We start from the raw sequence: 12610 nt of genomic DNA on the forward strand, positions 1-12610 counted from the left end.
CGCCTCGGGCCTCCGCTGAAATATCCGCAGATTGGAACGCCACGCGCGGAAGAGGGGCCCGCCGACGTTCCGGCGAGCCCCTCATTGAAGCGATCTACAGTGCGGCGAGTGCCTCGCGCAGCAGGGTGGCAGCCTCGCTCGGCGTCTTGCCGACCTTGACTCCGGCGGCCTCGAGGGCCTCCTTCTTGCCCTGGGCGGTTCCGGCTCCGTCGGAGACGATGGCGCCGGCGTGGCCCATGGTCTTACCCTCGGGGGCGGTGAAACCGGCCACGTAGCCGATGACCGGCTTCGTGACGTGCGCCTTGATGTACTCGGCGGCCTTCTCTTCAGCGTCGCCGCCGATTTCACCGATCATGACGATCGCCTTGGTCTCCGGGTCGTTCTCGAAGGCTTCGAGCGCATCGATGTGCGTGGTGCCGATGATGGGGTCGCCACCGATGCCGATCGCGGTGGAGAAGCCCAGGTCGCGCAGTTCGTACATCATCTGGTAGGTCAGCGTTCCCGACTTGGAGACGAGTCCGACCGGGCCCTTGACGGTGATGTTCGCCGGCGTGATGCCGACGAGTGCCTCACCGGGCGTGATGATGCCGGGGCAGTTCGGGCCGATGATGCGGGTCTTGTTGCCCTTTTTGATGGCGTAGGCCCAGAACTCGGCCGAGTCCTGCACCGGAACACCCTCGGTGATGATGACGAGCAGCGGAATCTCGGCGTCGATCGCTTCGATGACGGCGTCCTTGGTGAACACCGGCGGTACGAAGACGATGGAGACGTCGGCGCCGGTCTTCTCGATGGCTTCTTTGACGGTGCCGAAGACGGGGAGTTCAACGTCGCCGTGCACGACAACGCTGCCGGCCTTGCGAGCGTTGACGCCACCGACGACATGGGTACCGGCCTTGAGCATGAGGGCGGTGTGCTTGGAGCCCTCACCTCCGGTGATGCCCTGAACGATGACCTTGGAGTCCTTGTTGAGGAAGATTGACATTCTGAGTTGTCCCTTACTTCGCTGCGTGGGCGAGTTCGGCGGCCTTGGCGGCGCCCTCGTCCATGGTGGCGGCCAGTGTTACGAGCGGGTGGTTCGCCTCGGAGAGGATGCGACGACCCTCCTCGACGTTGTTGCCGTCGAGGCGCACCACGAGCGGCTTGTTGGCGCTCGAACCGAGCTCGGCGAGCGCGCCCACGATGCCCTTGGCGACGGCGTCACACGCTGTGATACCGCCGAAGACGTTGACGAACACGCTCTTGACCTGCGGATCACCGAGAATGACGTCGAGGCCGGCGGCCATGACCTCAGCGGATGCTCCGCCCCCGATGTCGAGGAAGTTGGCCGGCTTGACGCTGCCGAAGTTCTCGCCGGCGTATGCGACGACGTCGAGGGTACTCATGACCAGTCCAGCGCCGTTGCCGATGATGCCGACTTCACCGTCGAGCTTCACATAGTTGAGGCCGGCAGCCTTGGCCTTGGCTTCGAGCGGGTCAGCCGCAGCGGCATCCTCGAGGAGGGCATGCTTGGGGTGACGGAAGTCGGCGTTCTCGTCGATCGTGACCTTGCCGTCGAGCGCGATGATGTCGCCCTCTTCGGTGAGGACGAGCGGGTTGACCTCGACCAGGGTCGCGTCTTCACCCTTGAATACGTTGTACAGCTTGACGAAGACCGGAGCGACCTTGTCGACGAGGTCGGCCGGGAACTTGGCGTCGATCGCGATCTGCTTCGCAACGGCGAGGTCGATGCCGACCATCGGGTCGACGGCCGTGTAGGCGAGCGCTTCGGGCTTCTCGACAGCGAGAACTTCGATCTCCACGCCACCCTCGTAGCTGGCGAGCGACAGGTAGGACCGGTTGGACCGGTCCAGCAGCACGGAGAAGTAGAACTCCGCCTTGATGCGGGCGCCGCCGGCCACCATGACGCGGTGAACGGTGTGGCCCTTGATGTCCAGGCCCAAAATGTCGCGACCGGCGGCCTCGGCGTCATCCGGAGTCTTAGCTACCTTGACGCCGCCGGCCTTGCCGCGGCCGCCAACCTTGACCTGTGCCTTGACGACGACAACGCCACCGAGCTTCTCGGCCGCTGCACGTACTTCGGCGGGGGTGTCCGCGATGATGCCCGGCAGAACCGGCACACCATATTCCTCAAAGAGGTCTCTCGCTTGGTACTCGTAAAGATCCACGCTGCTCTTCCAATCCGCGTCTTGGCGATCACACCGCCGGTGAAGATATATGAGGTTGTTGGTAACAGCAGTCCGGCCGTAAATTAGCTCGACATCAAGACATACTGGCCCTCGAAAACTCTATCGCGTGAATTGAACGTCACGGCGCACACCATAGGCGCCCGAAACGGCGCTGGGCCGCCACAAAATGCCAGCGCGAAGGCTAGCCACACCTTGCTGGACGACGCCGCCACCGAGTGCTTATCTAGTGCTATGACTGATCTTGCTCAAGCGGTGGAACCGCACGCCGCCGGGCTCGCCTCCCGGCTGAACTGGCTGCGCGCCGGTGTTCTGGGCGCGAACGACGGCATCGTCTCCGTCGCCGCCCTCGTCGTCGGAGTCGCCGCCGCGACCACCGATTCCAATGTGATTCTCATCGCCGGTGTCGCGAGCCTGCTCGCCGGCGCGATTTCGATGGCCCTCGGCGAGTATGTGTCGGTGAGCAGCCAGCGCGACTCCGAACGCGCCCTCATCGCCAAAGAAACCTGGGAACTCGAGAACGAGCCCGACGAGGAACTCGCCGAACTGGCCGGATTCTACGAGGCCAAGGGGCTCTCCAGCCAGACCGCCCAACAGGTGGCAATCGAGCTCACCAAGCATGACGCCCTCGCCGCGCACCTCGAAGTCGAGCTGCACATCACCGAGCAGGATGTGTCGAATCCCTGGCACGCGGCGTACGCATCCGCTATCGCATTCACCGTCGGCGCTGCACTGCCCCTGCTCGCCGTGCTGCTGCCACCGGCCGAGTGGCGCATCGGAGCCACTTTCTTTGCTGTGCTGGTGGCCCTCGTCATTACCGGCTGGCTCAGCGCCCACCTCGGCAACAGCCCCAAGCCGCGCGCCATCGCCCGCATCGTCATCGGCGGCATTCTCGCCCTCGCGGTGACCTATGTCATCGGTGCGCTGATCGGCGGCGGCATCTAAGACGATGGCTCACAGGCAACTCCGGGTTACGCCCTCATCGCGTGGATAGGCTGAAAATATGGCATCACTGCACATCGGGGCTGGCCCCATTCCTCGATCATCAATCCGCACCGCTGGCGTGCTCGACGCGGTCCTCGTTCTGGCCTTCGCCGCGATCGGCCGTCTCAGCCACGGCGAAAGCCTGGCCGGCATCGGCGTGACCTACTGGCCGTTCCTCGGCGGTCTGATCATCGGCTGGCTGGTGCTGCGTGCCTGGCGTCACCCACGCACGATCGTCTGGACCGGCATCGGCATCTGGATCGCCACCGTGGCCGGCGGCCTGCTGCTGCGCCTGGCCAGCGGCCAGGGCGTGCAGCTCAGTTTCGCGATCGTCACGACTATTGTGCTCGGCGTGTTCCTGCTCGGCTGGCGGGCCATCGCCGCGCTCGTGCAGCGCGCCTCTCGCCAGCGGATGCCGACCCCCGCCTAGTCTGTCGGCCGCAACGGTTCTAGCCGGCGGCGATTGCGTCAAAGAGCAGGTAGACGCCGAACAGGCTGGCCGCCATCAGAGCGGCCAGCGCGAGCGCCACTGCCCGGTCTGGCCAGCGGCGACCTCCGCCGAGAGCCAGGAGCAGGCCCAGGGCGCCCTCGCCCCACCACTGCGGGCCGCCGATCAGCAGCGCGCCGTAGAACGCCTCGCCGAGGACGAGCCCGCTCATCACGGCCAAACCCAATCGGTGCGCGATCGGATGCCGTCGACCGGCCAGGTCACCCGCCAGCCCACACAGCGCGCCGGCGCCGATGGCGACGATCCCCCACAGCACGAGCACGCGGGGTGGCTGCGACTCCGGGCCGAGCACGGCCCAGGTTGCGACCATCGCCGCCAGCGCGGTCACGCCAAGCAGGATCGCGCGCGACCCGCGGGTTCGGGTCAGCGCTGCAACGGTGAACGGAAGCAGGCCCCACAGCGCGCTGGTGTTGGCGAGCGTGGTCCACGGCTCCGGCAGCACTGCATACAGCGCGCGGGCCAGCAGCCCGGTCGCGATCCCGGCGCCGACCGCCACGAGCAGACTGCGGGCGAGCGTCGCTGGCCGACGCATCCGTTCGTCGGTCAGGGTCATGCTGCGAGCCTAGGGTGTTGCACGCCGCCTCCTGGGCGGGCGGGCGGCGCCCAGCCGGATCTGCGCCTAGGCGAGCACCTTGAGGCCGGTGTTCCAGTTGTACGAGGCGTGTGCCGGGTTGACCTGCAGGGTCATGATGAGCAGCTGGAAGCCCTCGAGCTCGCGGGCGCGACGCAGCGGGCCGACATCGATGGGGTTGAGTCCGGCGTCGGTGACGAACGACTCGACGGCGGCTTTGGCCGAGTCGGAGTCACTCGCGACGAACACGTCGAGCGGCTGGCCGGAGACCGACCCGGTGACGAGCGTGCCGGCGAAGGTCGTGTTGAAGGCCTTGACGATGTTGACGCCGTCGGCGGCGAGCTTGGCGAGTTCTTCGGCCGCTGAGGTGCCGGGGGCGACGGTGAGGGAGTCGAAGGTCGTGAAGTCGACCGGGTTGGTGATGTCGATCACGGTCTTGCCGGCGAGTGCGGCCCCATAGCCGGTCACAAGGGCGCGGGCCGCATCGTAGGGAACGGCGAGCACGACGATGTCGCCGTCGACAGCAGCGAAGTCGACCGGGCCGCTGGTCACGAATGCCCCGAGTTCGGCAGCGAGCGCCGCCGCCTTGGCCAGGTCCTGTCCGAGAATCTGCACGCTGCGGCCGGCCGCCACTGCACGGGTTCCGATGCCGCGAGCCATGTTGCCGCTGCCGATGATAACGATGTCAGTCATGGGAATTCTCTTTCTATTGGGGGGGTGAGGCCTGTTGGTCGTGTTCACGATGTGGATCGTTACTTACTTGAAGCAACAACTAAAACCTAGGGCTTTTTAGTTGAAACGTCAAGTCAACTGGTAGATTGTCTGTTATGACTTCCCCGCCCCAACGCACCCCGGAGCCGCGCTGGCTCACCGAGGACGAGCGCATCGCCTGGCTGCGCCTGATGGCGGTCACGATGCTGCTCCCGGCCCGCCTGGAGTCCGAGCTGAAACGTGACGCCGGCCTCAGCCACTTCGAGTACTACGTGCTCGCCATGATCTCCGAGAACGACGAACACTCGTTGCCGCTCAGTGAACTCGCCTCACGCACCAACGCCTCACTCTCCCGGCTCTCACACGTGCTCACCCGCCTGGAAACGCAGGGCTACCTCACCCGCTGTGCCTCGCAAGCGGATGCCCGCGCCTCCCTGGCCCGCCTCACCGAAACGGGCTGGCAGAAGGTCGTCGCCAGCGCTCCCGGCCACGTCGATGAGGTGCGCACCGTGGTGTTCGACCCGCTCACCGCCCGCCAGGTCGGCCAGCTCAGCGAGATCTGCGGTCGACTGCTCGGCACCCTCGACCCCGACCACCGCCTGCTCGATCACGACTGACCAAGCACGACCGGTCAGCTGATCAGTACCGGTCGTCGTTGTCGAAGTCGAGATCGGCGTAGGCGTCTGGATCCAGATCGAGGTCGAAGCTGCGGTCGATCAAGCGCCAGGTACAAACTGTCCGGGCAGTCTGAAATGACCTATTCGGCCCGGCGCAGCCCCGGCGTCGCGAGCAACTGGCCGTCACGCAACACGGCGAGAACATCGATGGGAAAGCGCTCGGTCATTTCGTTCAACGTCGCCTCGCCGCCAGCCACGATCGCCGTCGCGAGCACGTCGGCCGTGACGATATCGGCGGCAAAAACGCTCACCTGGCGAAACGGCGACGGCTCACCGTTCAACGCCGTCCAGATGTGCTCGCCGCGTTCCGCGCTGCCCGAGGTGGCCACGGCTCGAAGCGGATGCCGCAGCGGCACGCTCGCAATCACGTCACCCCGATCGAATGGATTGACGATCGCCACGACCCATTCGAGGTGCTCGGTCGCCGCGGCCGGCGCCGCCACTCGATGCCCGGTCGGCATCGCACTGTCGGCGGACTCCCACGCCTCAAATCGTTCGCCCGGCTGACCACTGACCAGCACGTCACCGCCGGCGTTGATCGACCAGTCGGCGAAGCCGCTCGCGATCAGGGCCGCCCCGGCTTCGGCGATGGCGAGCGCCTTGACCACCCCGGACAGGTCGATCACGCCATCCGCACGATGCGGAGTGAATACGCCCCGGGTGCGATCCCGCCAGTCCAGCGCGAGGGCGTAACAGTTGCGCAGGGTCTCACTCGCGTCGGTCAAACGGATGTCCCCGCGCGCGACCCGAGACAGCTCCGAGTCGTCTCGGTAGAGGCTGAATTGCTGATCCCAGCGCCGAAACACTGTCTCGACCAGGTCACCGGCAGCGGTATCGGCAGCGAAATCGCCGAGTCGCAAACTGACGACGGTGCCCATCGTTGCAAAGGTGAGCGCGGGCATCCGCTCAGAGTCGCGGCGCACGGCAGGCACCTAGAACCCGGCCGTATCGAGGGCCGACTGCAGCGACCGCAGGTAGCCCTGGGTCGTATAGGTGGCGCCACTCACGTTTTGCACGCTCGCGGATTGGGCCGCGAGCACCTCGGAGCGCAAGATCGGCGCGGCCTGGTTGCTGATGGCAACCGATCGGCCGCCACGGTTGGTCAGCTGCAGCGGAGTGACCTCGGTGATCGCCCCGTTGGCGATCGTCACGGACACCTGCATGTTGCCGAACTGGGTGGCGACGACCGAGCCGGTGAAGGTTCCCGATTGCGACGATGCGGTCGCCGCGGTGGCTGCAGCCGCGGCCGCGTTGGCAGCTGCGTCGGCCGCGGCTGTTGCTGCTGCCGCCGCATCCGTTGCTGCCTTCGTCGAGGCAGCGGTGTTGGCGGCATCGGCCTGGGCTTGGGCGGTGGCCGCAGCGTCGGCGGCCGCTTTCGCGGTCGCCGCGGCCTGGGCGGCGGCATCCGTTGCGGCCGAGGCGGCGGCGGCAGCTGCGCCGGTACCGGTGGCTGCGGTCAGGCTCTGCGAGGCGTCGATAGCCTGCGAGCCGAGCTGCCAGCCGATGCCGACGATCGAGACGGAGGCCAGTGCGGCCAGTGCTACGGCACGTGCTCTCACCAGTCAAACCTTTCGTAGTGGATCTGCTTCTTGGGGACCCCGCCGGCGCGGGCGTCTCGCACAACGGCGTCGGTCCACGGGCGGGGACCGCAGATGTAGATATCGCAGTGGAGCAGTTCGGGCACGATCTTGCGCAGGGTGATGCCGGCGCGGGCGGCATCCGCTGGCAGCCAGGTGCTCACGCCCTTGGGACGTTTGCCGGCGATGATGCGCAGTTCAGCGCCGCGCACCCGGCACAGGTCGGTCAGCTCGTCGACCAGGTAAGTATCGCCGAGGCTGTGCGAGCGCAGCAGCACGGTGGCGTTGCCCGGCGCGAACGATACCGTTTCCAGCAGCGAGCGGATGGGGGCGACGCCGATGCCGGCGGCGATCAAGACGACGCGGGGCGACGTGCGAGCGTTCTCGGTGAAGAGCCCGTACGGGCCTTCGAAGCTCACTCGGGTGCCGCGCTTCAGCTGGGGAAGCTGCTGCGAGGCATCGCCGAGACCGCGCACCGTGATGCGCAGTCCGCGCTCGCTCGGCGCTGACGACAGGGAGAAGGGGTGCGCCTGCCACCAGAGTCCGTGGGACCAGAACCGCCAGACGAAGAACTGCCCGGAGGTCGCCCGGAGTTTGTCCAGCTGCCGGCCGGTCAGTGTGATGGAGACCACGCCCGGAGCGACGGCGTCGATGCGGTCGACGATCAGCTGATGACGCAATGACCGGGAGACCGGAAGCAGAAAGCGAAACACGATGATGGAGCCGGCGACCGCCACGTAGAGGGCGAGCCAGTAATAGCGGGCAATGGCCCCCTCGCTGAGCAGGTTGCCGACGCTCAGCTGGTGCGGGATGGCGACCAGCACCGAGAGGTAGGCGAGCAGGTGTACGGCGTGCCAGGCCTCGTAGCGAAACTTACGGCGCACGACCACGAGCGAGGTGATCACGACACCGAGCATGAGCGCGAGGCCGAGGAAGGCGAGCGGCATGTCGGGCAGGGTCGTGAACATGTTCCAGACCTCGACGAACACGTTCACGTTTTCGGCGAGGGCATAGCCGGTGATGAGCAGCGCCGCGTGGCCGAGGATGAGATAGAGGGCGGGCTTGCCGAGCGACTGGTGCACGGCCATGGCCTGGTCGTGTCCGAAAGCGCGGTCGATCGGGGGCAGCCGCGCGGCCAGCACGAGCATCACGAGCAGCAGGTCGGTTCCGACCAGTCCGGCGACGATTCCGAGCGAGGTGAAAGCGTCGGCCGGAGCGGAGAACTTGGCTGCTCCCCCGTCGGCGAGAAAGATGGCGATGACGATGGCGACCGACGCCACGCAGAGAATCTGCAGGCTGTCGGCGAGGCGCATCCGCTTCTGGTACGCGGGGTGCTGCAACGCCGTACGGGTGCGGCGTGTGGGCGCCTGGCCGGTTCGGTTGGTGCGCGTGTCGAGGCTCATGAGTAGAGCATCGACCGGGGGGCCATCGAACAGCTATCGATAACCTGTGAACAGTCTGTGTGTCGTCAATGCCTGTTTTTCAGCCGGACCCGCGCCCGCGCGAGCAGCACGATCACCAGGGCGAAGACGCTGCCCAGTCGAGCGACCTCGAACTGGAAGGAGCGCAGGTTGAGCGCCCACTGCCTCAAGGATTCGGGCTGGCGCAGGGATTCGGGCTGGCCCGGTTCCGGCCCTGGCGCGGGTTGAACGGGGTGCTCGCTAGATCTTTTCGATCGGGGCGATCTTGATCAACAGCTTTTTGGCGCCCGCAGTGTCGAACTGCACGTGCGCGATGCGCTTGGTACCTTCGCCGGTGACCTGGTTGACCCGGCCCTCGCCGAAGTCGTGGTGGCGAATGCGGTCACCCGCCTGAAGCTCGAGGCCACCGTTGTCGCGCACCGTTCCGGTGATCTTGTTCGCCCACTCCGTCTTCGGCTTGCCGGGCGGCAGCCCGACCGGTTGTTTGCTGGTGCCGTAGCTGCTGCGCCCGCCGTAACCATCGTTCGAGCCGGTGCCCAGTGAATTACCGAACCCACCGAAGCCACCGTCGCGTCGCGCATTGAGGGCTCGCGGCTGGGTGCCACCACGGGAATTGGCCATGCCCGGCGACTGCTTCCAGTCGATCAGGTCGGCCGGAATCTCCTGTAGGTATCGACTCGGCATGGCCACGTTGATGTCGCCGAACTGAGCGCGGGTCATGGCGAGGGAGAGGTAAAGCCGTTTGCGGGCGCGGGTGATGCCCACGTAGAACAGGCGCCGTTCCTCGGCCGGGCCGCCGGGCTCGTTCGCCGACATCTGGTGCGGAAGCAGCCCCTCTTCCACTCCGGTGAGGAACACTGCCTCGTATTCGAGGCCCTTCGCGGTGTGCAGGGTCATCAGGGATACGGTTCCCGAGGCATCGTCGAGGTCGTCGGCGGCGGCCACGAGTGACACCTGGGTGAGAAAGTCGACGAGACCGCCGTCGGGGTTCTCCTTGTTGAAGTCCTTGGTCTGGGCCACGAGCTCTTCGATGTTCTCGGCGCGCACCTCGTCTTGCGGATCGCGACTGTTTCGTAAGCCGGCGAGCAGCCCGCTGCCGTTCAACAGAAATTCGAGCACTTCGGAGACGTTGGCACCGCCGACCGGCACGCCGTCGTCGGTGACCGAGGTCGGTACCAGCATGAGCGCGGCGGCATCGAGCAGTTCGGCAAGTTTGAGGATGGCGCCGGTCACCTTGGGGCCGAGGCCGAGCGCGGCGGAATTGCGCATGGCCTGCCGAAAGGTGAGTTCGTTGTCGTCGGCGAAGCTCGACAGACCGGTTTCGGTGGCCGGGCCGATGCCGCGCTTCGGGGTGTTGAGGATGCGGCGCAGGGCGAGTTCGTCGACCGGGTTGGCGACGGCGATGAGGTAGGCCAGGGCGTCCTTGATCTCGGCCCGCTCGTAGAACTTGGTGCCGCCGACCACCCGGTAGGGGGTCGCGGAGCGCACCAGGATTTCTTCGAGCGCTCGGGTCTGGGCGTTGGTGCGGTAGAACACGGCCATGTCTCGGTAGGCCATGCCGGCCGCGTGCAGCACCTGGATTTCGTCGGAGACGAACTGGGCTTCGTCGTGCCCGGAGTAGGCGGTGAAGCCGACGATCTTCTCGCCGTCGCCGCCGGCGCTCCACAATTTCTTGTCTGTACGGTCGAAGTTGTGGCCGATCACGGCGTTCGCCGCCGAGAGAATATTCTGGGTCGACCGGTAGTTCTGCTCGAGCAGAATCACCCTAGCGCCCGGGTAGTCCCGCTCGAACCCGCTGATGTTGCGGGTGTCGGCGCCACGGAAGGCGTAGATCGATTGGTCGGAATCGCCGACCACGGTGAGTGACGCCCCGGGGATGGCGCCGGACGCGTCGCGCAGGTTGCGCACGTGCACGCCGTCGTCTTCCATCTCCTGGGCGAGCTCGGGCGTGACCGGTCGGGTGAGCTCGTGCACGAGGGCGTACTGGGCGTGGTTGGTGTCCTGGTATTCGTCGACCAGCAGGTGCCGAAAACGGCGCCGGTAGAGCGCGGCGACCTTGGGAAAAGCACGGAACAGGTAGACCGTCTCGCCGATGAGGTCGTCGAAGTCGAGCGCGCTCGCTGCGCGCAGTCGGGCCTGGTACTGCCGAAAAATCTCGACGAACATGACCTCCTGCGGGTCACTCATGTTGGCGTTGCGCGCATAGGAATCGGCATCGGCGAGCTCGTTCTTGAGCTTGGAGATCTTGGCGCCCGCTGACCCCGGCGTGAATCCGTAGGTATCGGCGTCGAGGCCCTTGATGATGCGTTTGAGCGTGACCTTGGTGTCGGCCGAGTCGTAGATGCTGAACGTGCTGGACAGGCCGATCTTTTCGGCTTCGCGGCGCAGGATGCGCACGCAGGAGGAGTGGAAGGTGCTGATCCACATGCCGTCTGAGCCCTGCCCGAGGATGGCGTGCACCCGCTCGCGCATCTCGGCGGCGGCCTTATTGGTAAAGGTAATCGCGAGAATCTGGCTCGGCCAGGCATCGCGGGTTTCGAGCAGGCTCGCGACGCGACGGGTGAGCACGCTGGTCTTGCCCGACCCGGCGCCAGCGATGATGAGCAAGGCCTGGCCGCGGTATTCCACGGCCTCTTTCTGCTGCGGGTTGAGCCCGTCAAGCAAGGGACTCTGCTGCGTACCGCCCGGGCCTGCATACCCATTGGAATCGAGAATGATCGGCGTGGCCGAGCGGCCGGTGGTGACGGGTGCGGATTCCGCGTTCAGAGGTGTGGTCATGTCGGTTTCCAGTGTAGGCGAGGCCCCTGACACGAGGCCGGGATGACGCCCACGGGTCAGCGCCGCTCGTCGCGCACGTGCACGGCCAGATCGGGGTGGTCGGCGAACACCCCGTCGACGCCCGAGTCGAAAATCAGGCGAAACTCGGACTGCCAGTGGCCGAAATCAGCCTTTCGGGTGCCGCTCTGAAAGGTTGTCTCCAGAAACTTGTTCTCCGGGCGCAAAGTCCAGCAGTAGACCTCCAGTCCGGCGGCGTGCGCATCATCGACCAGAGCGGATGCCCCGATCACGTCACCCGCGTCATCCGTTTTGAGGATGAGCGACTTGGGAACGCTGATGCCGTCCACCCCGATGTCACTCGTGGCCGTGCTCGAGCCCATGCTGCTGCGGGAGCCGCCGGCCGAGCGGCCCGCCGCCAGGCTCGAGAGCCCGCCAGCGGTGAGGTGCTCGGCGTAGCTGAGCGCACCGGCCCCGTACTCGGCGAGTTGGTCGGCCGGGTGCCCCTGGTCTTCGAGCAGAAAGATGCGTTTGCCACGCACGCCCTGGGCCCGAACCTGCGCGAGCACGCTCGGTTCGAAGCTCTCCACGGTGAGCCGGTCGGTGTTCCAGCCTGCGGCGGAGACCTCGGCAGCGAACAGCTCGGGCAGTGGCAGGTCGAGGCTCGCGAAGTAGTTGCTGTGCTTGATTTCGGCCACGATACCGAGCACCCGGTCGGTGTGTTCGGCTGCGGCATCGACCAGGTCGAACAGGTCGCGCAGGCGCAGGATCGGCTGTTGGTCGTCGAAGGTGGTGTTGCCCTGCCGCAGGGCGGGCAGTCGTTCCCTGGCCCGCAGAGTGCGCAGTTCGTCCCAGGTGAAGTCCTCGGTGAACCAGCCGGTGACGAGCGTTCCGTCGATGTGTTTCTCGGTGCGGCGAGCGGAGAATTCGGCGCGGGTGGCGACATCCGTTGTGCCGGAGATCTCGTTTTCGTGGCGGATCACCAGCACCCCGTCTCGGGTGGCGACGAGGTCGGGTTCGACCGCGTCGGCGCCGAGGCCGAAGGCGAGGTCGAATGCGCTGCGGGTGTGCTCGGGCCGGTGCCCGCTGGCCCCGCGGTGGCCAATCACGATCGGTTGCATGGTTTCAGGCTAACAACGGGGCCAGAACGGATGCTGGGGGCCGGCATCCGCTCGCAGCGAAATGGGTGCGAACCACCGCCTG

The 12610-nt window shown here is 66.4% G+C and carries 13 protein-coding genes; 3 read left to right on the top strand and 10 right to left on the bottom strand.

All coding sequences use genetic code 11. The features are described from left to right. Positions 1–94 precede the first annotated feature (94 nt). A complete protein-coding gene (gene sucD / locus E3T29_RS09965) occupies positions 95–982 on the bottom strand; it encodes a succinate--CoA ligase subunit alpha (protein ID WP_134345296.1) in 888 nt (295 codons plus the stop codon). 13 nt (positions 983–995) lie between these two features. Beyond that, positions 996–2165 carry an ADP-forming succinate--CoA ligase subunit beta gene (sucC, locus tag E3T29_RS09970; RefSeq protein ID WP_092339324.1) on the bottom strand — a complete coding sequence of 390 codons (1170 nt, stop codon included), beginning with the start codon at positions 2163–2165 and terminating at the stop codon, positions 996–998. A gap of 252 nt (positions 2166–2417) precedes the next feature. On the opposite strand from sucC, the gene E3T29_RS09975 reads away from it, so the two are divergent. Then, positions 2418–3128, top strand: coding sequence for a VIT family protein (locus E3T29_RS09975; RefSeq protein WP_134345297.1), 711 nt, complete (start codon positions 2418–2420; stop codon positions 3126–3128). A gap of 58 nt (positions 3129–3186) precedes the next feature. Further along, a complete protein-coding gene (locus E3T29_RS09980; RefSeq protein ID WP_092339328.1) occupies positions 3187–3597 on the top strand; it encodes a DUF3054 domain-containing protein in 411 nt (136 codons plus the stop codon). Positions 3598–3616: 19 nt separating this feature from the next. Here the strand turns inward: E3T29_RS09980 and E3T29_RS09985 are convergent, their stop codons facing one another. Further along, a complete protein-coding gene (locus tag E3T29_RS09985) occupies positions 3617–4228 on the bottom strand; it encodes a DUF6518 family protein (RefSeq protein ID WP_134345298.1) in 612 nt (203 codons plus the stop codon). Between the two features lie 66 nt (positions 4229–4294). Further along, a complete protein-coding gene (locus tag E3T29_RS09990; RefSeq protein ID WP_134345299.1) occupies positions 4295–4939 on the bottom strand; it encodes an NADPH-dependent F420 reductase in 645 nt (214 codons plus the stop codon). Positions 4940–5073: 134 nt separating this feature from the next. Here E3T29_RS09990 and E3T29_RS09995 point away from each other — a divergent pair, with 134 nt between their 5' ends. Further along, complete coding sequence (locus E3T29_RS09995) at positions 5074–5574, top strand: MarR family winged helix-turn-helix transcriptional regulator (protein ID WP_134345300.1); 501 nt, start codon at positions 5074–5076, stop codon at positions 5572–5574. A 140-nt stretch (positions 5575–5714) separates the two neighbouring features. On the opposite strand, the gene E3T29_RS10000 is transcribed toward E3T29_RS09995, so the two are convergent. From E3T29_RS10000 to E3T29_RS10020, 6 genes are all read right to left on the bottom strand, one after another. Then, on the bottom strand, positions 5715–6557 hold the full coding sequence (locus E3T29_RS10000; protein ID WP_370449148.1) for an FAD:protein FMN transferase: 843 nt from the start codon (positions 6555–6557) through the stop codon (positions 5715–5717). A 9-nt stretch (positions 6558–6566) separates the two neighbouring features. Further along, positions 6567–7193, bottom strand: a complete 627-nt coding sequence (locus E3T29_RS20230; protein WP_241987752.1) for an FMN-binding protein — start codon at positions 7191–7193, stop codon at positions 6567–6569. Beyond that, on the bottom strand, positions 7190–8614 hold the full coding sequence (locus E3T29_RS10010; protein WP_241987753.1) for a ferric reductase-like transmembrane domain-containing protein: 1425 nt from the start codon (positions 8612–8614) through the stop codon (positions 7190–7192). Before E3T29_RS10010 ends, E3T29_RS20230 begins: the two co-directional genes overlap by 4 nt. 65 nt (positions 8615–8679) lie before the next feature. Beyond that, positions 8680–8802 (bottom strand): hypothetical protein, encoded by a 123-nt coding sequence (locus tag E3T29_RS20475; protein WP_255575192.1) that lies wholly within the window; start codon positions 8800–8802, stop codon positions 8680–8682. Between the two features lie 70 nt (positions 8803–8872). Continuing rightward, positions 8873–11410, bottom strand: a complete 2538-nt coding sequence (locus E3T29_RS10015) for an ATP-dependent helicase (protein WP_104089527.1) — start codon at positions 11408–11410, stop codon at positions 8873–8875. A 56-nt stretch (positions 11411–11466) separates the two neighbouring features. Beyond that, a complete protein-coding gene (locus E3T29_RS10020) occupies positions 11467–12528 on the bottom strand; it encodes a glycerophosphodiester phosphodiesterase family protein (RefSeq protein ID WP_134345301.1) in 1062 nt (353 codons plus the stop codon). Between the last annotated feature and the right edge of the window lie 82 nt (positions 12529–12610).

The sequence above is a fragment of the Cryobacterium sp. TMT1-66-1 genome (assembly GCF_004403435.1).
GTDB classification, from domain to species: Bacteria; Actinomycetota; Actinomycetes; order Actinomycetales; family Microbacteriaceae; genus Cryobacterium; species Cryobacterium flavum.